This window comes from Arthrobacter sp. Y3221087, assembly GCF_059089905.1.
The window spans coordinates 33,687-56,377 of record NZ_JBNHFE010000001.1 but is presented as its reverse complement, the minus strand read 5'-3'; the positions used below and the strand labels follow the sequence as shown (position 1 = coordinate 56,377).

At 65.2% G+C, this 22,691-nt stretch carries 17 protein-coding genes and 1 pseudogene; 14 read left to right on the top strand and 4 right to left on the bottom strand.

Annotation, left to right across the window (positions count from 1 at the left end; all coding sequences use genetic code 11):
• Nucleotides 1-10: 10 nt before the first annotated feature.
• Nucleotides 11-1,213 carry a TetR/AcrR family transcriptional regulator gene (locus AC5RUO_RS00245; RefSeq protein ID WP_494009786.1) on the bottom strand — a complete coding sequence of 401 codons (1,203 nt, stop codon included), beginning with the start codon at nt 1,211-1,213 and terminating at the stop codon, nt 11-13.
• A gap of 119 nt (nt 1,214-1,332) precedes the next feature.
• Between AC5RUO_RS00245 and AC5RUO_RS00240 the strand changes: the two genes are divergently transcribed.
• Entirely contained in the window at nt 1,333-3,804 is a 2,472-nt protein-coding gene (locus AC5RUO_RS00240; protein ID WP_494102471.1) for a beta-glucosidase family protein, read from the top strand.
• 232 nt (nt 3,805-4,036) lie between these two features.
• On the opposite strand, the gene AC5RUO_RS00235 is transcribed toward AC5RUO_RS00240, so the two are convergent.
• Complete coding sequence (locus AC5RUO_RS00235) at nt 4,037-4,360, bottom strand: hypothetical protein (protein WP_494102470.1); 324 nt, start codon at nt 4,358-4,360, stop codon at nt 4,037-4,039.
• An 876-nt stretch (nt 4,361-5,236) separates the two neighbouring features.
• The gene (locus AC5RUO_RS00230; RefSeq protein ID WP_494009915.1) at nt 5,237-5,824 is read right to left on the bottom strand and encodes a TetR family transcriptional regulator; all 588 of its coding nucleotides are present in this window, start codon (nt 5,822-5,824) and stop codon (nt 5,237-5,239) included.
• 299 nt (nt 5,825-6,123) lie between these two features.
• On the opposite strand from AC5RUO_RS00230, the gene AC5RUO_RS00225 reads away from it, so the two are divergent.
• The 11 genes and pseudogenes from AC5RUO_RS00225 to AC5RUO_RS00175 all read left to right on the top strand — a co-directional run bounded on the left by AC5RUO_RS00225 (nt 6,124) and on the right by AC5RUO_RS00175 (nt 18,403).
• On the top strand, nt 6,124-7,980 hold the full coding sequence (locus tag AC5RUO_RS00225; protein ID WP_494102469.1) for a flavin-containing monooxygenase: 1,857 nt from the start codon (nt 6,124-6,126) through the stop codon (nt 7,978-7,980).
• Nucleotides 7,977-9,014, top strand: a complete 1,038-nt coding sequence (locus tag AC5RUO_RS00220) for an SMP-30/gluconolactonase/LRE family protein (RefSeq protein WP_494102468.1) — start codon at nt 7,977-7,979, stop codon at nt 9,012-9,014. Before AC5RUO_RS00225 ends, AC5RUO_RS00220 begins: the two co-directional genes overlap by 4 nt.
• A gap of 168 nt (nt 9,015-9,182) precedes the next feature.
• Nucleotides 9,183-9,305, top strand: a pseudogene (locus tag AC5RUO_RS00215) (transketolase family protein); the annotation flags it as partial.
• A 514-nt stretch (nt 9,306-9,819) separates the two neighbouring features.
• Nucleotides 9,820-10,863, top strand: coding sequence for a biotin synthase BioB (bioB, locus tag AC5RUO_RS00210; RefSeq protein ID WP_494102467.1), 1,044 nt, complete (start codon nt 9,820-9,822; stop codon nt 10,861-10,863).
• Nucleotides 10,860-11,087 (top strand): biotin synthase auxiliary protein BsaP, encoded by a 228-nt coding sequence (gene bsaP, locus AC5RUO_RS00205; protein WP_494009793.1) that lies wholly within the window; start codon nt 10,860-10,862, stop codon nt 11,085-11,087. The genes bioB and bsaP overlap by 4 nt, the downstream gene beginning before the upstream one ends.
• The gene (locus AC5RUO_RS00200) at nt 11,084-12,433 is read left to right on the top strand and encodes an adenosylmethionine--8-amino-7-oxononanoate transaminase (protein WP_494009794.1); all 1,350 of its coding nucleotides are present in this window, start codon (nt 11,084-11,086) and stop codon (nt 12,431-12,433) included. Before bsaP ends, AC5RUO_RS00200 begins: the two co-directional genes overlap by 4 nt.
• 8 nt (nt 12,434-12,441) lie before the next feature.
• Nucleotides 12,442-13,629: an 8-amino-7-oxononanoate synthase gene (locus AC5RUO_RS00195; protein WP_494103354.1), complete on the top strand. Its 1,188-nt coding sequence runs from the start codon at nt 12,442-12,444 to the stop codon at nt 13,627-13,629.
• Nucleotides 13,626-14,303 (top strand): dethiobiotin synthase, encoded by a 678-nt coding sequence (gene bioD, locus AC5RUO_RS00190; RefSeq protein ID WP_494009795.1) that lies wholly within the window; start codon nt 13,626-13,628, stop codon nt 14,301-14,303. The genes AC5RUO_RS00195 and bioD overlap by 4 nt, the downstream gene beginning before the upstream one ends.
• Nucleotides 14,300-15,517 (top strand): cytochrome P450 family protein, encoded by a 1,218-nt coding sequence (locus AC5RUO_RS00185; RefSeq protein WP_494009796.1) that lies wholly within the window; start codon nt 14,300-14,302, stop codon nt 15,515-15,517. Before bioD ends, AC5RUO_RS00185 begins: the two co-directional genes overlap by 4 nt.
• Before the next feature lie 60 nt (nt 15,518-15,577).
• A complete protein-coding gene (locus AC5RUO_RS00180) occupies nt 15,578-17,497 on the top strand; it encodes an alpha-amylase family protein (RefSeq protein WP_494102466.1) in 1,920 nt (639 codons plus the stop codon).
• Nucleotides 17,498-17,548: 51 nt separating this feature from the next.
• Nucleotides 17,549-18,403 (top strand): prephenate dehydratase, encoded by an 855-nt coding sequence (locus tag AC5RUO_RS00175; RefSeq protein ID WP_494009798.1) that lies wholly within the window; start codon nt 17,549-17,551, stop codon nt 18,401-18,403.
• On the opposite strand, the gene AC5RUO_RS00170 is transcribed toward AC5RUO_RS00175, so the two are convergent.
• Nucleotides 18,376-20,295, bottom strand: a complete 1,920-nt coding sequence (locus AC5RUO_RS00170) for an FAD-binding monooxygenase (RefSeq protein ID WP_494102465.1) — start codon at nt 20,293-20,295, stop codon at nt 18,376-18,378. The two genes, AC5RUO_RS00175 and AC5RUO_RS00170, sit on opposite strands and share 28 nt — an antisense overlap.
• A gap of 221 nt (nt 20,296-20,516) precedes the next feature.
• On the opposite strand from AC5RUO_RS00170, the gene AC5RUO_RS00165 reads away from it, so the two are divergent.
• Nucleotides 20,517-22,007: a fumarylacetoacetate hydrolase family protein gene (locus AC5RUO_RS00165; RefSeq protein WP_494102464.1), complete on the top strand. Its 1,491-nt coding sequence runs from the start codon at nt 20,517-20,519 to the stop codon at nt 22,005-22,007.
• On the top strand, nt 22,000-22,683 hold the full coding sequence (locus AC5RUO_RS00160) for a GntR family transcriptional regulator (RefSeq protein WP_494009801.1): 684 nt from the start codon (nt 22,000-22,002) through the stop codon (nt 22,681-22,683). Before AC5RUO_RS00165 ends, AC5RUO_RS00160 begins: the two co-directional genes overlap by 8 nt.
• Nucleotides 22,684-22,691: the final 8 nt, after the last annotated feature.

Below are 22,691 nucleotides of genomic sequence, written 5' to 3'. Positions count from 1 at the left end.
TTGGCCTACTTCACTCGTTTCCGAGGAGGACGCTCAGCGCTGCAGTCAGCTGCTCACGCAGCACGTGATCAGCGAGCGAGGCTGATTGACGGCAAAACGCCGGAATCGCGGCGACAGCGAAGTTGGCAGTATCAGCCGTACCTGCTCGTGAACTTCCAACCAGCATCTCCACCACGGACCCGTTGGCCCATGCCGGCACCAGCGCTCCTCCATTAGCGCTCGTGGGCAGTACTGCCATCAACGCCATCAGTGAGCTGTGCTGGACGCAGAGTTCGATGAGTGCTGGTAAACCAGCCTTGGTACGCATTGCAGGGGGCATGGAACCTAACTGCGCGAGGAGGCCATCGAATGCAGCGTTGAGGGGCTGTAGCGCAGCATGAAGCAGTTCATCCTTTGTCGCGAAGTGGTACAGGACGGAGGCTTTCGAGCACCCAGCTTCCATCGCAACTTCCGAAATCGACGTGCCGCCAAAGCCCCTGCTGGTGAACAACTCGATTGCCGCGGCCAAGATCCGTTGCTGGCGGCCCACGGCCGCTGGCGGAACGACTTGGGAGTCCCGGCTGACCAATCGGTCAGATCCCGGGGTTGTAGTGTCGCCGACAAGCGTGGCGCCCGGTCGCAGGAGGAGAGTGAGGAAATGATCAACCGCTCGATCGATAGGCAAGTCCTGGTCCAGGAGCCATTGGGATTGCAAGCCATCCAGTACTGCCGGCAGGAGCATGGCGATCAGCTCCGGCTGGACGCCTTCCCGCAACGCCCCAGCCTCAGCACGCCTCTGAAATACCGCCTCCATTAGAGTACGAAGGCTTGCATAGCGCGCGGCGTAGTAAATCCGCGATGGATGGTCCGGCCGGGACGCCGCAGCGAACAACTCGCTCCAAAAACGCAATTCTCCCGGCGACGCACGATTATGAGCCAGAAGCGCAAGAAGGGCTGGGGCACGCCCATCAACTTCGCTTGTTTCGTGGGCGAATTGCTTCGCGAGTTCGCTGTCCTGCTCATCCCGGCGCCGCAAAAGGGCAGCGACGAGGGCCTCCTTGCTCTCAAAGTGATGAAGCAGGCCGGCGTGTGTCATGCGGGCACGAACCGCAATTTGCCGTAACGACGTGCCATCAAAACCGTTCTCGACGAAACAGTCCAACGCGGCATTCAGTATTTCCTGCCGTCGGGCAGCGGTCCCGGCGCGTCGCGTCGACTGCCGTGAGTCCTCCACGTCCCCTTCTCTCCCCTACATCCGTCACGGGCTTCCTTGCCCCGCCCTCCCGATCTTAGTAGACTCGCGGTAATCGCTTACCACTTGGTAAGTATTTTTCGAAAGGTCAACGACGACTCATGGATCCCTCCTCTCCCGCGCCTGGAACCCCACCCATTCGACATCGTGGGCGTTCACTGCTCGTTGCAACTGGACTGCTGGCTGCCTCCGCATCCGTGCCGGCCCTGCTGGGCGTCGCGCCAGCAGTCGCTGCAGAAAGTTCCCGCACCACGATCACGCCTTCCACCCGTGTGTCGTCCCTCATCACTCAAATGACCTTGGCCGAGAAACTCTCATTTGTCCGACCCAGCACGGATCCGCATGCGCTTGGGGAGGCCGGGTATATTCCCGGCGTTCCCCGTCTTGGTGTTCCGGAGCTGAGGTTAGTTGACGGGCCGGCAGGGGTGCGTCTGCCCCAGTCCACGACGGCTCTGCCGGTTCCTGTAGCTCTCGCCTCGGCTTTCGATGATGATCTGGCTCGCAACTACGGCCAGGTGATCGCGCGGGAGGGCAAGGCACTCGGACAAGACGTTTCCCTGTCACCAATGGTTAACACCATCCGGGTTCCTCAGGGTGGCCGCAACTACGAGACGTTCAGCGAGGACCCCCTCGTAACGTCAAGGACAGCTGCTGCCGAGATCGAGGGCATTGCCGGCGAGGGCATGATTCCAACGGTCAAGCACTTCGCCCTGAACAACCAGGAGAACAACCGCTCGGAAGTTTCCGTCACGGTCGATGACCAAGCCCTGCACGAGGTTGAACTCCCCGGCTTCGCAGCAGCCATCAACGCAGGCGCCGGATCTGTCATGTGCCCGTACAACAAGGTCAACGCCGAGTACTCGTGTGGCAACAACACACTTTTGAACGACGTCTTGAAGACGCAGCTCGGTTTCCAAGGTTGGGTCATGTCCGACTGGGGAGCAACGCACGCCCCCACCGATCTGACCGCAGGCCTGGACCAGGAAATGCACTGGATTGGCCGCCAGCAGTCATTTTTCGGTAAACCGCTTGAGGCAGCACTCGCCAACGGCACCGTCCCCGTAGCCGCCCTTGATGATGCAGTTGCGCGCATCCTGGGACAGATGGAACGCTTCGGCTTCCTCGACGGGGAACGGGTACGCCCAAAGCTGGACCTGGACGCCGGTGCTGTTGTCGCCCAGAAGGTCGCCGAGGAAGGCGCCGTCCTGTTGAAGAACACCGACGCCGCACTCCCCCTCACGAGCGCGGCGAACTCGATCGCCTTGATTGGGCCGACCGCGAAGGACCCAAAGATCGGTGGTGGCGGCAGCGCCGCCGTCGTTCCCGCCTTTGCAGCCTCACCCCTGGATACCATCAGTTCACGGGCCGGCACCGGCACGAAAGTCTCCTGGACCCCAGGCATCCCTGAGAGCGGCACACCCATCCCTGCTGAAGCTTTCAGCCCTGCCAGCCCGCTCGATTCGACCGGAACGGCCCCGTTGGCCCAGGGCAAAAACGTTTCCTACACGGGAAAACTCACCGTCCCGGTCGATGGGACTTACTCTTTCGTCCTCGACGCACCCCTGGGGTATGCGACCTTAGCGATTAACGGCGCCTCGGTGGCGGCGAGCATTCAGGAGCCTGCCACCGGAAGCATCCGCCTCACCAAGGGGGAACATGCAGTGTCCTTCCGGGGGCTGGCACTCAGTGGAACGCCGACGACGATGAACCTAACCTGGATCACCCCGGCCCACAGCGCCGCCGCGCGGGCGAAAGCCGTCGAGCAGGCGAAGGCCGTCCACACCCCGATCGTCTTCGCATACGACAACGCCACCGCCACCGCCGACAGGGACACCCTGTCCCTGCCCGCCGACCAGGATCTGCTCATCTCCGAGGTAGCCGCGGCCAACCCCCGCACCATCGTCGTCCTCAACACAGGATCCGCGGTCACGATGCCCTGGATCTCCAAGGTCAGCGCCGTCCTGAACATGTACTACCCGGGACAGAACGGCGCCGAAGCAACTGCCCGCCTGCTCTACGGTGATGTCAACCCTTCCGGCAAGCTGACCCAGACCTTCCCCGCTTCCGATACCGCCACGCCCATCGCCGGGAACGCCGCAACCTACCCCGGCGTCGGCAACGTGGTCACCTACTCCGAAGGAATTCACGCCGGCTACAAGTGGTACCACAAGACAGGAACCACGCCTCTGTTCCCCTTCGGCCACGGCCTGTCATACACGACTTTCGACTACAAGGGACTATCCGCCAAGCAGGACAACGACACCGTCACCATCCGGCACACCCTCAAGAACACGGGCACACGCGCCGGCCAGGAAGTGGTTCAGGTCTACGCGGGGCCCAGCGCCGAGCTCGCAGTTCCCCAAGTCGAACGCAAACTCATCGGCTACCAGAAAGTGGACCTGAAAGCCGGCGAAAACCAACGAGTAGAAATCACCATCCCGCTCAAGGAGTTCTCCTCGTGGAACACAGCCACCCAGACCTGGGAACTCGGCACAGGGGACCGGCAAATCTTCGTCGGCAACTCCTCGGCTAACCTTCCCCTGACCTTCACCACCAAGATCAACAAAAATTGATCCAAGAGCCAGAGGGGGCACACCCTCGTGCGTGCTCCGCGGTCAGCGGTTGACGGTAATTGAGGCGTCAGTCCGGAATGGCCATGCTGGCCATTCCGGACAACGGCTACCCGCCGTTGGATTGTCTAATGGAGATCCCGCTGGCTGTTCTTCCCCTAGGTTCGTGCTCTGCCGCCATCCAGACTTCCGTTGCCTCCTCTACGAGAGTTCGTCGAAGGTCTTCCTGCGCATCCTACTGTTGTAAATCCAGGCGCTGTGCGGGCGCTCCACCTGCTGCCGTGTCGCTCAATGGCGACAGGGTAGTTGAAGGCACTCGTGACGTTTTCGCTGGTGAGCACGTCCTCGATCCGGCCAGCAGCCACGATGCTTCCGTGAGCCAGGAGAAGTGCGTGCGTGGTGGTCTCGGGTATTTCTTCGAGATGGTGCGTGACGAGCAGGGATGCCTGCTGGGCATCGGAGCGGGCGAGAACTTTGATCGTGTCGAGCAGTTGAAACTGTCGAAGAGGTCCAGGAGCACCGAGTTGTGCGACGCCGCGACGATGGCGCGGTGAAGCATCGTGTCGGCATCGACGTACTCCTCCAGACTGCGCCCCTGCTCGAACCTACTCGCTAGGCCCGGCGCATCAGTCGGAGCTCAGCAGGCGTTCGGCGCACCGCGGCCAACCCGGCTGCTTCTGTCTCGACGGCCATCCACGCTTCGAGCACCAATGCGGTGTCTGCGCGTTGCAGGACGACGTCCCTGTCCTCAGGCACATAGAGTGCCGCGACGAAGACGCCCGCGCCCTGACGGGCCCAGACCACGCCTCGTCCAGAGAGTTGACGGATCGCCTCCCGCAGCGTTGACCCCTGCGCAGGAAGCCGGAAAGGGGTCTGAGAGGGCGTCATGAGGCTCCTTCGGGTCCGCCAGCTTGGCGGCGAGCTGTCCGTGGTGGTGGGCTTGGGTTGCGTGGCCGTCTCGGCGCCGGTGCATTAGCCCCATTCGCGATTCCGAACTCGCTGCACCCTGCAGCGGCCGGGCCTGTTTACGCCCCTGTAAGGCCAGTTGGGCGTGGGACCGTCTGCTCGTGTGGACTCACGCGCAAAGCAGGGTGTGGGGCAAGGGCCGACTCGGCCGAAGGCTGGCCACCAAAGGGCCACTCACCGGAACGGACGCGCGCCAGCAACAGCTCAGCTCGGGACTGCCTCCACTTAGTACTGACCGCTAAGCTCCCGCTCGGACCCTGCCTCGAGAGTGCCGTTGGAGTGCCTCGTACGGGGTCTTCTCGCCCAGACCCAGTGCCCGCGAGTCATCCGTTGCCCCGCTCCGGAACCCCGGGCTCCAGTCCCGTCACCTTATTCGCTGAGGCTTGGCGCCGGGGAATCTGCCAACGGGTGCACAGGGAGGGGGCAATAGAGTCTGGCGAACCAGGAAGCCTGTAAACAGGGCCTGCGGCTAGTTTTGCCGTCTTTTTGCGGCAGCTTCAAGGCGTTGGAAGATGTTGTCGACGATGGCACGGAAATCGGCCTCTTCGCGCGGCGCCCAGTCCTCCCAGGCAACATCGACTGCAGCAAGGCCAGCGGCGGCCAGGACACGGGCTGAAAAGATGTCACGCAGATGCTCATCGAGCGCGGCAGCCAACGCTTCAGTATTGGCGGCCCGTCGCTCCAGCAGACGCCGCTTCAAAGCCGGTTCACTGGCAATCAGCCGAAGTCGGGCGCGCAGGCTTTCTGGCTCGTTTGTGGCTGTGAGGACTACTGGTTCGATTGCAGCCCGGACCAGGCGCCAACCACTGAGACGCCTGCCTTCGGGCAGGTCCCGGAGGGCTGCAAGATAATCGATCTTTGCGCTCTCAACGGATGCGATCACCACATCTTCCTTGCTGCCAAAGTAGCGAAAGAATGTGGCCCGGGAGATTCCGGCTTCCCGGGCAGCGTCGTCGACCGTCACGGCCGCGTACCCGCGCTTGAGGAACACCTCAAGAACTGCCTTCGCCAGTTCCGCTCGAACCGCCTCGCGGGTTCTGTCCCGAATGCTTACCATCACGGCCTTAGTATAGAATGTGATACGCAGTATCAGTATAGATACGAGATCTCATACTTAGTTCCGTCAAGGGGGATTAATGAGTGAAGTCGCAGCCACTCTTGAAACGCCGCCCGTTCATAACGCCTGTCCGACCGAATCTTGCGGGGGCATGAATGCTTCCTTCATGCAGACCATCCTCATTCCGTTCAGCCGAAACTCCCGGGATTGCCAAAGTCCACCACCCCTGACATCCACGACATCCACGACATCCACGACATCCACGACATCCACGACATCCACGACAGGAGAACACCACTATGGCCGCCAACCGCGAAACGAGTTCAGCCCGGGATTCTGCAGAGGACCTGAACGTCGAAGCCCTTCGCGCGAAGTACCGCCACGAGCGTGATCGGCGCATCCACCCCGGCGGAACAAGGCAGTACCGACGGGCCGCCGGCGAGTTCGGCTACTACGCCAAGGACCCCTACACACCGCGGACTGAACGCGCACCCAAGGCAGACAGGGTCGAAGTCCTGGTCATCGGCGCCGGTTTTGGGGGTCTGCTCACCGCGTCACGCCTCCGCGAGCAGGGCGTGGACTCCGTGCGTTTGATGGACGAGGCGGGCGATGTGGGAGGCACCTGGTACTGGAACCGTTACCCCGGAATCCACTGTGACATCGAGTCCTACGTTTATCTGCCGCTGCTCGAAGAGGTCGGATACATCCCGAAGTGGCGCTATGCGCCCGGGGAGGAGATCCGCCAGCATGCCATCGCCATCGCCGAGAAGTTCGACCTCTACCAGGACAGCCTTTTCCAGACTCGTGCAACCCGGTTGGAATGGCATCAAGAGGCAGAAGAGTGGATCGTTGAGACCGACCGAGGTGATCGCTTCCGTGCACGGTTCGTGGTCACCTCCTCGGGGACTCTGACCCAGCCGAAGCTGCCGGGTATCCCCGGTATCGAATCCTTCCGCGGGCACACTTTCCACACGAGCCGCTGGGACTACAGCTACACGGGAGGCACCCCCGACGGCGGCCTGACTGGCTTGGCGGACAAGCGCGTGGCGGTGGTCGGCACCGGGGCAACAGGCCTTCAGGTTGTCCCGCATGTCGGAGCCGACGCGCAGGAACTGATCGTTTTCCAGCGCACCCCCTCCACCGTGGATGTGAGGGACAACCGCCCCACCGACCCGGAATGGGCAGCATCCCTGAAACCCGGGTGGCAGCGGGAGCGGATGGAGAACTTCCTCGCCGTACTCGCCGGGGAGCCTGTGGAGGAAAGCCTGGTCCAGGACGGCTGGACGGCCACCACCAACCTGCAGCGAAAGATCCTTTCCGGCTCCGTGGACACCACCCTCCCGGCCGAGGAGCGGGAACGACTCGACGAGATCGATGATTTCCTGACGATGAACCGCCTTCGCGCACGGGTCGAGGACGTCGTCGAGAACCCGGCAACAGCCGAAGCCCTCAAACCCTGGTATCGGTACATGTGTAAGCGCCCTGGCTTCAGCGACACCTACCTGCAGACCTTCAACCGGCCTAACGTCAGACTCGTCGACACCGCCGATACCGGCGGCATCACCCGCATGACCGAGAACGCAGTCGTCGTCGGCGACACGGAATACGAAGTCGACTGCGTCATCTTCGCCACGGGATTCGAGGTCGGCATCTCGGGAGTCATGTCGGGAACCCTGCCCGTGATCGGCCGCCACGGAAGAACCCTGCTCGAAGCCTGGTCAAAGGGTCCACGCACGCTTCATGGCTTTTCCTCGCATGGCTTCCCGAACCTGTTCCACCTCAGCGGCATCCAAAACGCCAACTCGGTCAACTTCGGCCACATACTCCTCGAACAGGCCGAACACATCGCAGCGGTCATCGGACGGGGACGCGCAGTCGGAGCACGCTTCATCGAGCCGACCGCGGAAGCCGAGGAAGCATGGGTGCGGACGGTTCATGAAACCGCGATCGACAACAGGGCCTTCCAAGCCGAATGCACTCCCGGGTATTACAACGGAGAAGGCACCCGCTCCATAGCCGGCGCCTCGTACAGTCCAGGTCCGGTAGCGTTTCACCGGCTTCTGCGCGAATGGCGTGAAGGTGACATGGCCGAGATCCTGTCCTTGGGGCAGGACGAGTGCGCGCAGGTGACCGAGACTGCGGGGGCCTCGCGGTGAGCCGCTTCCTGCCCACGGCGAGGACCCTGGCGCCAGCGGCCGCCCTCCTCCTGACAATGGCCCTCGCCGCCTGCAGCGCCCCGCCCGCATCAATGGAGGCGGCTTCGAACAAAGAGGACGCATCCGTTCACGAAGCAAAACGCGTCATGCAGGTGACATCCGTCCACGAGGCGACCGGAATGACGCTGCTCGAGGGACCAACCTTCGGTCCCGACGGCAACCTCTACCTCGTCGACGTGACAGCGCCGCCCGGCGCGCCCAAGGTACTGAGGGTAGACACAACAGCGAAAACGGTAAGCACCGCCTACACGGACGACCGGAGCGCGCTCACATCCGCCCAATTTAATCCCCGGAACGGGCGCCTGTACGTCACGGACTTCCTCAGCGGATCGGTCCGCAGCATGACCGCAGACGGCCAGGATGTTCAGGACGTGTTCTCCGGGCCCGTCGCAGGAATTCCAATGCAGCCCGACGACATCTCCTTCGACGCTGACGGCAACCTCTACATCACCGACGCAACTGGCGCCCGTTCGCCGTACTGGGAAGCGAAGGGACGCCTTGTACGCATCGACGGCGCCACGGCCAAGCCCGTAGTCCTGGCCGATAACCTCGAGTCGCCGAACGGCATCAGCTTCTCTCCGGACGAAGACTCGCTCTGGGTGAGCCTGAACACCGGCAACCGCATCGATCACTTCACCCTCACGGAAGCGGGCACAGCAGTCACAACAGCCCACCCTGCCATCTACGCCTCCGCAGGAGCCGCCCAGGTCGACTCGATCGCCGTGGACGCGGAAGGCAACCTCTACGTAGGACTGCACAACCGGCCGGCAGTACTCATCTACGACGTCAATGGTCAACTCCTGAAAACAGTCTCCATCCCTGCGAAAGACACAGCCGGCCTCAGCTCAGCGACGAACATCGCCATCAAACCCGGCACAACCGAGGCCTACATCACGGTCAGCGGCAGCGACGGCGGTTTCCTTTACTCCTTCAAAGCACTAGCGGCAGGGAACCGCCAGTCGAACGGGGGTTGATTGAGCTCGGAGCAAAGGATCTGGCCGGCCTCGTAAATTCGCTTATCAACAAAACGAGCAACGAGGAGTCCTCCGGGCGCCTTCGGTTACCCACTGAACGTGCTCTAGGTGTACTCAGCCAGTAGGTTGGTTGCACCTGCTGATGGGTGGTTTGCCTCCGAGGCTGCCGTTGTCCCTGTCGCGCTCCCGGACCAGTTCCTCGACGCCGGCGCGCTGCCCACCCTCCATGATCGCTACGGCCTGGCCGCCGCCGACCGCATCGTCGCCAAGGTCCTCGCCGAACTCGGCTGAACCAAGTCACGGAAGACGGAGTGCGGGAGACCAAATACCGGTCCCCCGCACTCCACCATTTAAAAGGACGGACACCCCCGGATGGACACCCCCGGAAGGACAAAAGGCATGGCCGCCAAATTCATACGCATCGACGACTGGACCGCACTGACTGGGTCCAGCCAGCGGTCGGCAGCAGAAGACTGTACGAAAAACAGGAGCCTGCGCGACCTGGGTGGACAACCACAACCTGGGGCTGCACTACCGGGTAACCCACCCGCAGCGACAAACCACCATGAGCTCCCGGCTCCTTGAACCTTAGGCTGCAGTCAAGCTGAAGTGCTGAATTGCACCGGAGCGGTACACACTCCTGGGGGACTGGTATCCGTGGGCGGGTAGGGCCTTAGGTCTCATCTGGAGAAGTTCGTTGGCCCATCTACCAGATTCTTTGTTGAACCCCTCCAAAATGGGGCCGTCAATGGAGAACTAGCGTCTGCTGTAAGGAATATTCCCGGCAAGCGCAGAGGACCAATCCATGACGATCGAGACAAACCTCCCCACCAATGAGACCCCCACCGGCACGGGCTACGAAATCCTGGAGACGGCCCGCCGACAGGTTCTCGAGGAGGGCATCGGCCTGACCCAGGCCCAGCTCGAAGAGGTCCTGCGCCTGCCGGACGAAGCCATTTCCGCCGCCCTGGACCTGGCCCACCAGGTACGCCTCCGGCACTGCGGCGAGGACGTGGAAGTGGAGGGCATCATCTCCATCAAGACCGGCGGCTGCCCCGAGGACTGCCACTTCTGCAGCCAGTCAGGCCTCTTCGACTCCCCCGTCCGCGGCGTGTGGCTGGACATCCCGGAACTGGTCAAGGCCGCCAAGGAAACCGCTGCCACCGGAGCCACCGAATTCTGCATCGTCGCCGCCGTCCGCGGGCCGGACATCAAACTCATGAACCAGATCAAGTTCGCCATCGACCGGATCAACGAGGAAGTGGACATCAACATCGCCTGCTCCCTGGGCATGCTGACCCGGCGGCAGGTGGACCAACTGGCCAGCTGGGGCGTCCACCGCTACAACCACAACCTCGAAACCGCCCGCAGCTACTTCCCCCAGGTGGTCACCACCCACACTTACGAGGAGCGGCTGGAAACCTGCGCCATGGTTAAGGACGCCGGCATGGAACTGTGCTGCGGGGCCCTGATCGGCATGGGCGAGAGCCTGGAACAGCGTGCTGAACTCGCGGCCCAACTGGCCGCCCTTGACCCGCACGAGGTCCCGCTGAACTTCCTCAACCCCCGCCCCGGCACCCCGCTGGCGAACCAGCAGGTCATGGACGGCAAGGACGCCCTCCGCGCCATCGCCGCCTTCCGCCTCGCCATGCCCCGCACAGTCCTGCGCTACGCCGGCGGCCGCGAGCTCACCCTCGGCGACCTTGGCACCCGCGACGGGCTGCTCGGCGGCATCAACGCCGTCATCGTCGGCAATTACCTCACCACCCTGGGCCGGCCCGCCACCGCCGACCTGAACCTGCTGGTGGACCTCAACATGCCCATCAAGGAACTCCAGAAGACGCTATGAACGCGGCAGCAACCAGCTCAACCACCGGCAACTTTTGCGGGCACTGCGGCGAGGCGTACGACGGCGGCGACGGCCCGCCGTCGTACGCTCACCAACGCTGCGTGGAACGTTTGGCCATGGAGCCTCCGCGGTACTGCGCCACCTGCCGGCGCCGCATGAAAGTCCAGGTGACACCGCTGGGCTGGACTGCGGAGTGCTCCCGACACGGGGTGCTTAAACCATGAGCAGCAGGAGCCTGATCCAGCGGGACCGGGAAACGCTGTGGCATCCCTATGCCCCCGCGTCGGCGGACCTTCCGTTGTGGGAGGTGGAGGCGGCCAACGGCGTGCTGCTGCGGCTCCGCGCCGAGGACGGCACCCGCCACGAGGTGGTGGATGCGATGTCCTCGTGGTGGTCGGTAATCCACGGTTACCGGAACCCGGTGCTGGACGCTGCGGCGAAGCGGCAGCTGGAGAGTTTCAGCCATGTGATGTTCGGCGGCCTGACGCATGCCCCCGCGGTGGAACTGGCCGAGCGACTGGTGGACATGGCCCCGGAAGCGCCCGGGCGGCAGCGCCTGGAGCGGGTGTTCCTGGCTGATTCGGGATCGGTTTCCGTGGAAGTCGCGCTCAAGCTGGCGGTACAGTTCCAGACTGCGTCCGGGCACCCGCACCGGCAACGGTTCCTGAGCATCCGCGGCGGGTACCACGGCGACACGTTTGCGGCGATGGGCGTCTGCGACCCCGTGGACGGCATGCACTCCGCCTTCCCGGGACTGCTCGCCGGCAACATCTTTGCACCCCGGCCTCCGGCAGCGGCCTCAGCAACTCCCGAAGCCGTGCAGACCTGGGCGGCCGGGCTGGCGGACATTGCGGCTGCGCATTCAACGCAGCTCGCCGCGATCATCGTCGAACCGGTCCTGCAGGGGGCCGGCGGCATGCACGCCTACCCGGCCGAGTGCCTGCCAGTGTTGCGGCAGGTGGCAGACCAGTACGGGATGCTGCTCATCTTCGATGAGATCGCCACCGGCTTCGGGCGCACGGGCGAGCTGTTCGCGGCCGATCACGCCGGCGTAGTGCCGGACATTATGTGCGTGGGCAAAGCCCTGACCGGCGGATACATGACCCTTGCCGCGATGATCTGCACGGCAGACGTGGCCGCCACCGTTTCCAACGGAACGGCCGGCGCGCTGCTGCATGGCCCCACGTTTATGGGCAACCCGCTGTCATGCGCTGTTGCCAACGCGAGCTTGGGCATCATCAACGACGGCGGCTGGCGCGCCGACGTCGCCCGCATCGGCACCGGCCTGGAAGCCGGGCTGGCTCCCGCCCTGGGCCTGGCCTCCGTGCGGGAGGTCCGCACCATCGGCGCCGTCGGGGTGATCGAACTGTACGACGCGGTGGACGTCGCCGCCGTGGCCGCTGCCGCGATCCGGCATGGAGTCTGGGTACGGCCGTTCCGGAACCTCGTCTACACCATGCCCCCGTACATCAGCACCAGCGAGGACATTGGCGTGATTGCTTCGGGGATGATCGCCGCCGTCGCCGAAATCCACGAGTGCATTCCGGCGCACTCCGGAGGTCCGGCATGAGTACCTCCATGATCCAGTGGCTTGAGGGGCAGGCGGCCATCCGGGACCGCCGCGGTTTGGTCCGCCGCCCGCTTCCCCGCGGGGCAGACGAAACGTTCATCGACCTCGCCAGCAACGACTACCTGGGGCTTGCGTCAGATCCGCGGGTTGCCGGCGCGGCCGCGGATGCCGCACATACGTGGGGCGCAGGTGCCACGTCCTCGCGCCTGGTGGCAGGCACAACCAGGCTGCACCTGGACCTCGAGCAGGAACTGGCAGCGCTGGCGGGGATGGAAACGGCGTTGGTGTTCTCCTCCGGCTACCTGGCCAACATCGGTGTGATCACGGCGCTGGGAGGCCCGGGAACTTTGATCGTGGCGGATGAACACTGCCACGCGTCGATGATCGACGGTTTCCGGCTCAGCCGCTCGCGCATCGAATCGTTCACCCACAACAGTGTGCAGGACGCCGGCCGGCTGCTGGCCGGCCGGTCCGAGCCGCGGGCGCTGATCGCCGTCGAATCGGTCTACAGCGTTTTGGGCGACGACGCCCCGCTGGCCGCCCTGCTGGCCCTCGCCGAGGAGCAGGACGCCGTGCTGCTGATCGACGAGGCTCACAGCCTGGGCGTCACCGGCAACGGCCAGTTCCAGGGCCGCGGCGCGGTCGCGGGGACTCCTCTGGCCGGGCACCCGGGCGTGATCACGACGGCGACCCTGTCCAAGGCGCTGGGCAGCCAGGGTGGAGCGGTGCTCGGATCAGCGCTGTTGCGCGAGCACCTGCTTAACCGGGCGCGAACCTTCATCTTCGACACCGGCCTGGCGCCCGCCTCCGCCGCGGCTGCCCTCGCCGCGGTGCGGATCATCAGGGACGAACCGTGGCGGGCCGAACTGGTCCGCACCAATGCGGCGGCGCTGGCCGCCGGGCTCGCGCCTGCCGTTGTGGCCCTTGCCGGCGCCCACCCTGAGACCGCGGCGGCGCGGGCGGCGTCCGTCCAGGCGGCAGGTGCCGTCCAGTCCATCCCCATGCCGTCCGTTGAGTCTGCCCTGGCCGCGACGGCGGAAGCCCGCACGGCCGGTGTGCGCATCGGCTGCTTCCGCCCGCCGTCGGTACCTGACGGCATCCCGCGGCTGCGGCTCACCGCCCGCGCCACCCTTTCGCCCAAGGAAATCGAAGACAGCTGCGCAGTGCTGCGCGGCATTCTGGAGGAACGTCAATGAACCTGCCCGCCGTCATCCTCATCACCGGAACGGACACCGGGGTGGGAAAGACCATCACGACGGCGGCCCTCGCCGCCGTGCTGCAGGCTGCCGGCCGTAGCGTGGCTGTCTACAAACCGTGCCAGTCAGGAGCTGCCGGCGGTGACGCTGATGCCGCCGAAATTGTCCGGCTCGCCGGCGCGGTGACCGTTGAAACGGGAGTGGTCCTGCAGGAGCCGCTCGCACCGGCCGCCGCTGCCGCCCTCGAGGGAAAGCCGCTGCCGGGATTGGCCGTGCATGCCGGACGTGTCCGGGAGCTCGCAGCCTCGCACGAGCATGTCCTGGTTGAGGGTGCAGGCGGGCTGCTCGTGGATCTGGATTCCCACGGCGGCACCCTGGCGGACCTCGGATCCCACCTGGCGGCGGCGTTCCTGCTTGTTGCCCGGCCGTGCCTGGGAACACTGAACCACACCGCCCTGACCCTCGAAGCCCTGGCGGTGCGGAACCTGCAGGTCCTGGGAGTGGTACTCGGGAGTTGGCCCCGCGTTCCCGGCCTGGTGCACCACAGCAACCGGGAGGTGCTCGGATCGCTGCAGGTACCCTTCCTCGGGGCGCTCCCGGAGCGGGCCGCAGAGCTGGCCCCGGCGGATTTCCGTGCCGGCGCAGTGGCCTGGCTGAACGGGCTGCCGGCATGATGCCGGTGGCCACGGCGGCAGGACAGGCGGGTCCCAACCAGTGCCCGTACCTCGTGGTGCGCGATCCTGCCGCCGTCCGGGACGTGCTGCACCGGCCCGCCGACTTTAGCCCCGCAAATGCCTTGATCGCCGTAACGCCGCTGGGCGCGCCCGCCCTGCGTGTGCTGCAGGAAGTCCGTTTTGCGCTGCCTGCCGTGCTGGCGAGCAACGAAACCGGCACGCACGCCGGGATCAGGAAGGTGGTGGCCGGCTTCTTTACCCCCGCCACGGTGGCCGCAATCGAGCCGCGGATCCGTGAGCTGGCAAAGGAAGCGGCGCGAACCGCAGCCCGCCAGCTCAAGTCTGCCGACGCCGTCGACCTTGTTGCTGCGGTGGCGGCCCTTCCTCCGGCAGTGGTGATGCTCGAACTCCTCGGACTGCCTGTCCGGGACCTTCCCGACCTTAAACGGTGGGGCCGCGACTCCATGGAGCTGTTCTGGGGCTGGCCTGATGAAGACAGGCAACTGGAACTGGCCCACAGCGCCGCAGACTTTTATGTCTGGCTCCGGCAGCTCGTTGCGGAATCCAGGAAAGCGGCAGGAAGGAACCTGTTCAAGTCCCTGGCCGAACACGGACTGTCCACGCCCGAAATCTGCTCTCTCGGCTACTTCCTGCTCATCGCGGGGCAGGAAACAACCACCCAGCTGATCAGCACTACCCTGTTCCGCCTCCTGGAGGGCACGATCCCGGTGAACTGGGCCGATGCTGCATCCGACACGGGTTCCAGGTCCGCGGTCCGGCACGTGCTGGTCAACGAATCATCCGTACCCACCTGGCGCCGGGTTGCGGCGCACGATACACACCTTGGGGACAAAACTGTGGCCGCAGGAACCGGGATTCTCCTCGAGCTGAGCGGAAATCCCATCACCTCACGAGCATCAGCTCAGGTCCCGCTGGCACCAGTGGAGACGGGCGGACATCGACAAGCAGCCAACTTCAACCTCGTTTTCGGCTCCGGTATCCACCGCTGCCTTGGGGCCAAGCTCGCAGAACTGGAAGCCGGCGTCATAGTCCAGGAAACGGCCACAGCTCTTCCCCTGATCCGCGTACAGGACCGCGCTCCGGAATGGATCCGCCTCCTGTCGTTCCAGGCTCCGCGGACAGTCTCCGTGACAAACACAGCCCGCGCTGCGCAGCTTAACACCCCGCCGCCGGACACGCCTGCCCGGGTGTGACGTGGAATACTTCCGTAGGTGAGCCGGAACCGCCGGCGGACGCAGGAAGGGCCACGCGTAATGCAGGAAACGGTCAGGGTGGACGAAACGCCGCTGGAGCACGTGCTGGCAGCTCTGTCCCGTGAACGGGGCAACGGGCTGCTGCCGGACCCGGCCTTTGACCGCCGCCTGGACCGGACCCTGCCCCTGCTGGCGGATCTCTTCGGCTCCCTGTACGGCTCGCGGCCGGACTGGCAGGACCAGCTGGCAGCCCTCATTGTCCAGGCGGCAAGGTCCTGGCAGGAGCGCCCGGCCGGGCTGAAGGACCTGGACGCCGGGCGCGAAGGCGACAGCGGCTGGTTCCAGTCCAACACCATGCTGGGCGGCGTCTGCTACGTGGACCGGTACGCGGAAAGCCTGGAGGGGGTCCGCGCCCGGATCCCGTACTTCAAGGAGCTCGGCCTGACCTACCTCCACCTCATGCCGCTGTTCCTGGCTCCCGAGCCGCATTCCGATGGCGGCTACGCGGTGTCCAGCTACCGGGAGGTCAACCCGAAGCTCGGAACCATGGAGCAGCTGCGGTCCCTGGCGGCGGACCTGCGGAGCAACGGGATCAGCCTGGTGGTTGACTTCATCTTCAACCACACCTCGGACGAGCACGAGTGGGCCCGCAAGGCAGCCGCCGGCGACCCCGAATACAGCGACTACTACTGGATTTTCCCGGACCGGACCATGCCGGACGCCTTCGAACAGAACGTGCGTGAAATCTTCCCGGAAAACCACCCTGGGTCCTTCATCCAGATGGCGGACGGCCGGTGGGTCTGGGCCACCTTCCACACCTACCAGTGGGACCTGAACTACTCCAACCCGGACGTTTTCCGCGCCATGGCCGGGGAAATGCTGTTCCTGGCGAACCAGGGAGTGGACATCCTTCGGATGGATGCCGTGGCCTTCATCTGGAAGCAGCTGGGAACCTCCTGCGAGAGCCGGCCCGAGGCGCACACCCTGCTGCGCGCCTTCAACGCGGTGTGCCGTCTGGCGGCGCCGTCGCTGCTCTTCAAATCCGAGGCCATCGTGCATCCGGACGAGGTGGCGCTCTACATCGACCCCGCCGAGTGCCAGATCTCCTACAACCCGCTGCAGATGGCGCTGATCTGGGAATCCCTGGCCACGCGGGACACCTCGCTGCTGGCCCAGGCCCTGAAGCGGCGGCACAACATCCCGGCCGGCACATCTTGGGTCAACTACGTCCGCAGCCACGACGATATCGGCTGGACCTTCGCGGACGAGGACGCGGCGGAACTGGGCATCAACGGCTTCGACCACCGCCGCTTCCTGAACTCCTTCTACGTCAACCGGTTTCCTGGCAGCTTCGCCCGCGGCGTGCCTTTCCAGGACAACCCGCGCACCGGCGACTGCCGGATCTCGGGCACGACGGCGTCACTGTGCGGCATGGAGGTCAACCCCGCCGAGGCGGTGGAACGGATCCTCCTGGCCCACTCGGTTGCCTTCAGCACCGGCGGGATCCCGCTGCTGTACCTGGGCGACGAGGTGGCCCAGCTCAATGACTACGACTATGCGCAGGAGCGGGGCCACGGAGGGGACAGCCGCTGGGTTCACCGGCCGCACTACCCCGCGGAACAATACGCCCGCCGAAACGACCCCTCCACACCGGAAGGCGCCGTGCACGCCGGGCTGAAGCGGATGATCGAAGTCCGCGGAGCTGCCCCTGAGCTGGCCGGAACCACGCTGCTCGACTTCGAAACCCACAACCGAAGTGTCCTGGGGTACCAGCGGCCGGCAAGCGCGGCCGACGGCGGCCAGACGCGGATCCTTGCCCTCGCCAACTTCGGCGACTCTTCCCGGCAGCTGCCAGCGGAGACCTTCGGCGGATTCCTGCCGGCCGCCGTCGACCTTCTCTCGGAAGCGACGCTGGACCTGGCCGAAGGCGTCACGCTGCTCCCCCGCCAGTATCTCTGGCTGCGCGTCACTCCCGTCTAGCACGGGCGCCCGTTTTCCCAACCGGGGGCGGGCCGTGAAACCATACGGATCATGCCCCAGAAGATTGCGTACCAGGGTGAACCCGGCGCCAATTCCAATATTGCCTGCCAGCAGATGTTCCCGGACATGGAAAGCGTGCCGTGCGCCAGCTTTGAGGACGCCTTCGAGCTGGTGGCCAGCGGCGAGGCCGACCTGGCCATGATCCCCATCGAGAACTCCATTGCCGGCCGGGTGGCGGACATCCACATCCTGCTGCCGCAGTCCAACCTGCAGATCGTGGGCGAATACTTCCTGCCCATCCACTTCGACCTGCTGGGCATTCCGGGCAGCACCATCGAGGGGGCCACCGAGGTCCACAGCCACATCCACGCCCTGGGCCAGTGCCGGCGCCTGATCCGCGAGGCCAACCTGCGCCCGGTCATCGCCGGTGACACCGCAGGATCCGCCCGCGAAGTGGCCGAGTGGAATGATCCCCGCAAGCTGTCCCTGGCTCCCCCGCTGGCCGCGCAGATCTACGGCCTGGAGGTCCTTGCGTCCCGGGTGGAGGACGATCCCTCCAACACCACACGCTTCGTGGTCCTGGCACGGGAAAAGGAACTGCCGGCCCGGGACGAGCTTCCCGGCCCGGCAGTCACCAGCTTTGTGTTCCGCGTGCGCAACGTCCCGTCTGCCCTGTATAAGGCTCTGGGCGGTTTCGCCACCAACGGCGTGAACATGACCCGGCTGGAGAGCTACATGGTGGGCAACGAATTCGCCGCCACCATGTTCATGGCCGACGTCGAAGGCCACCCCGAGGACCTGCCGCTGAAGCTGGCCCTCGAGGAACTGGACTTCTTCACCACCGAGGTGCGGATCCTGGGCGTCTACGCAGCCGCCGACTACCGCGCGGCGGCCGCCACGGCCTGACGCGGCTGCTGCCCCGGCTTCAGGAACTGCGCGAAGAACGCGCCCAGTTCCGCGGTGGCGGTCAGCGGCAGAACGTTGGCCACATACTGGTCCGGGCGGACCACCACCACGGCACCGTTGCGGTCCAGGCCGCGGAGGTCGAAGATGTCCGCGTTCGGGTCCGTGCCGTACACCTTCTCGTAGTCGGTCAGCTTGAACGGGCCCACCTGCGGCTTGAACACCGCGGGAACCTGGTTGATGTCGACGGCGGTGTGCCCCTGCTGGTAAATGACCTTCAGGTCGAACCATGCATCCGGGTCCGCCCCGGCAGGGGTGGCAGCCAGCGGTGATTCCGGTGAGTTGGTGAACCATTCGGCCAGCAGGTCGGTGGCGGAACCGGTCCCCGGCTGCGCCGCGTCGGCAAACACGTAGATCCGCCAGCGCCCGTCCGCGGTGGCGTGGTGGCCCAGGTGGATCGGGTTGGTGTCCGCCACCCGCACCACGGGGGCGGACTTGAAGCGTTTACCCACGGGGAAGCCCGCGGCCAGGTCCTGGTGGTCGTCGGTCCCGACAATCAGGGACGGGGCGTACTGGGTCATGAACCCGGCCGGGAATTCGGCGGTCCGGACATAGAAGTCTTCCAGGTCGGAGGGGTGCTCGAACTCTTCGGGCTTCTTGGCCATCATGGATGACCATTCCTTGTCGAAGTCGATCAGGTTCTTCGCCACCACCTGGCGTTCGGCGGAGTAGGTGGCCAGCAGGCTTTCGGGGCTGCGGCCCTCCAGGACATGGCCCAGCTTCCACGCGATGTTGAAGCCGTCCTGCATGGACACGTTCATCCCCTGGCCGGCCTTGGCGCTGTGGGTGTGGCAGGCATCGCCGGTGATGAAGACGCGGGGGGTGCGGGTGCCGCGGTCCTGCGGCAGGACGTCGTCGAACCGGTCCGTGAGGCGGTGGCCCACCTCGTACACGCTGTGCCAGGCCACGTTGCGGACGTCCAGGGTGTAGGGGTGGAGGATCTCGTTCGCCTTGCGGATGATGTCGTCGATGCTGGTGTTCCGCACCGCGTGGTGGGTGGCGGGGTCCACCTCTCCCAGGTCCACATACATGCGGAACAGGTGCCCGCCTTCGCGCGGGATGAGCAGGATGCTGCCTTTTTCGCCCTGGATTGCGCACTTGGTGCGGATATCCGGGAAGTCAGTGACGGCAAGCGCGTCCATGACACCCCAGGCGTGATTGGCCTGGTCGCCGGCGAGGGTGCAGCCGATGGCCTGGCGCACCTTGCTGCGAGCGCCGTCGGCACCTACCACGTACTTGGCCCGGACAATGCGCTCCTGCCCCTCATTGGGCCCGGAAGTGTGGAGCAGGGTCACGGCGACAGGGTATTCACCGCTGTCCGCGACCTCCAAGCCCTGGAATTCGTAGCCGTAGTCCGGCTTCAGGCGTGAGGGCGAGTTGGCGGCAAATTCCGCGAAATAGTCCAGGACTCGGGCCTGGTTGACGATGAGGTGCGGGAACTCGCTGATGCCTGTCTCGTCATCCACCGCCCGGGCGGAACGGATGATGTTGGCACGGTTGGCCGGGTCCGGCTTCCAGAAGGCCATCTCGGTAATCCGGTAGGCCTCGGCCGTGATCCTCTCGGCAAAGCCGAATGCCTGGAAGGTCTCGACGCTGCGCGCCTGGATGCCGTCCGCCTGGCCGATGGCCAGCCGTCCGGGACGGCGCTCGATAATGCGCGTGGTGACGTTGGGGAACATCGAAAGCTGTGCGGCGGCGAGCATGCCGGCGGGGCCTGTGCCGACGATCAGCACATCCACTTCATTCGGAAGTTCTTCGGGGCGGTTGATGCCGACGCCGGCGGCCGGCTTGACGCGCGGGTCGCCGGATACGTAGCCGTGGTGGTGGAACTGCACGGTATTCCTCACTTCTTTGTGGCGGCTGAGCTGTTCTATATCAGAACAAGTGATTCGATAATGGAAACAGTGGAACTTGGCATCCACTGTACGCCCGATGTGATGCGGGCGACAAGTGCCCCCTGCTCGCCCGCAACGCCACGGAAAAAGAGGGGTTGACGAACGGCGGGCCACGGGTGAATAGTGATCGTATACGATTTCGTACCTGATGAGGAGAAGCTTTGGAGCAGGTCAACGAGGACACCCTGGCATCAGCCCGCAAGGTGATTGCGGTGCACATCAACTACCCCAGCCGTGCGGCCCAGCGCGGCCGCACCCCCGCCCAGCCCTCCTACTTCCTCAAGCCCTCCAGCTCCCTGGCCTTGACGGGCGGCCGGGTGGAGCGGCCGGCAGGCTGTGAACTGCTCGGCTACGAGGGCGAGATTGCCCTGGTCATCGGCAAGGGGGCCCGCCGCGTCAGTATCGAGGACGCATGGAGCCACGTTGCCGCCGTCACCGCCAGCAACGACCTGGGTGTGTACGACCTCCGCTGGGCGGACAAAGGGTCCAACCTCCGGTCCAAGGGTGGGGACGGCTTCACCCCGGTGGGCCCGGCTCTGATCCCGGCAGACGCCGTCGACCCCGCGAGGCTGCGCATCCGCACCTGGCACAACGGCGACCTGGTCCAGGATGACACGACGGAGGACCTGCTCTTCCCGTTCGCCCGCCTGGTGGCGGACCTGTCCCAGCTGCTTACCCTCGAAGAGGGCGACATCATCCTCACCGGCACCCCCGCCGGCGCCTCCGTGGCCAAGCCCGGCGATGTGCTCGAGGTGGAAGTTTCCGCCGGGAACCTCACCACAGGCCGGCTGGCCACCACCGTGGAGGAAGGCACGACGCCGTTCGCGGACTTTGGTGCCGGGCCCAAGGTTGATGACCTGCAGCGCGAGGAAGCGTACGGTTCCCGCGAGGCCGCCGGGCTGGCACCTGCTGCGGAGGCCGCCGCACCTTCCCTCTCCCCTGTGCCTTCCCTCTCCCCTGAGCTGAAGGCCAAGCTGGAGTCCGTGGCCACCGCCACCCTATCCTCGCAGATGCGAAAGCGCGGCCTGAACAACGTCAGCATCGACGGGCTGCAGGCCACCCGCCCGGACCGGAAGGTGGTGGGCCTGGCCCGGACCCTGCGCTACGTCCCCAACCGCGAGGACCTCTTCAAGACCCACGGCGGCGGTTTCAACGCGCAGAAGAAGGCCATCGACTCGGTCAACGAAGGCGAAATCCTGGTGATGGAGGCCCGCGGCGAGAAGGGCACCGGCACCGTCGGCGACATCCTGGCCCTCCGCGCCCAGGTCCGCGGGGCTGCAGCCATCATCACTGACGGCGGCGTCCGCGACTTCACTGCCGTGGCGGGGCTGGTCATGCCCACCTACTTCGCCACCCCGCACCCCGCGGTACTCGGCCGCCGCCACATCCCCTGGGACACGGACATCACCATCGCCTGCGGCGGCGCCACCGTCCAGCCCGGCGACATCATCGTGGCGGACGCCGACGGCATCCTGGTCATCCCGCCGGCCATCGCCGAAGAACTCGTGGACGACTGTATCCAACAGGAGAAGGAAGAAGCCTTCATCTTCGAAATGGTCAAGGAGGGCAACAGTGTGGACGGCCTGTACCCGATGAACGCCGAATGGCAGGCCAGGTACAACGAATGGGAGGCAGGAAAAGCTGATGACTGAGGCACTGACCGACCTGGCCGAAGTGGCCGCTCCCGGCAGCAAGTCCGAACAGGCGTACCAGGCCGTCAAGGCGCGGATCGTCGAGGGCACCTATACCCCCGGCTACCGGCTGGTGCTGGGCACCATCGCCAAGGACCTCGGCTTCAGTGTGGTCCCGGTCCGCGAAGCCATCCGCCGGCTGGAGGCCGAAGGCCTGGTGAAGTTCGAACGCAACGTGGGCGCCACCGTAGCCGGCATCGACCCCACCGAATACCTGTACACCATGCAGACACTCAGCATCGTGGAGGGTGCGGCCACCGCGTTGTCCGCCCCGCTGATCGATGCGGTGGCCATCACCCGGGCCCGCGCGGTGAACGAGGAAATGCGCGAATGCCTGGAACACTTCAACCCCGTCCGTTTCACCCAACTGAACCAGGACTTCCACAGCGTCCTCTTTGAGCACTGCCCCAACCCGCACATCCTGGACCTGGTCCACCGCGGCTGGAACCGGCTGGCTGCACTGAGGTCCTCCACGTTCCGTTTCGTCCCCGGCCGGGCCCGCGAATCGGTGGAGGAGCACGAAGGGCTGCTGCAGCTCATCGAATCCGGCGCCGATCCGGACACCATCGAAAAAGCCGCCCGCCAGCACCGGGCGGCCACCCTGGACGCATACCTCGCCCAAGCAAAGCACCAGTAAGGACATCA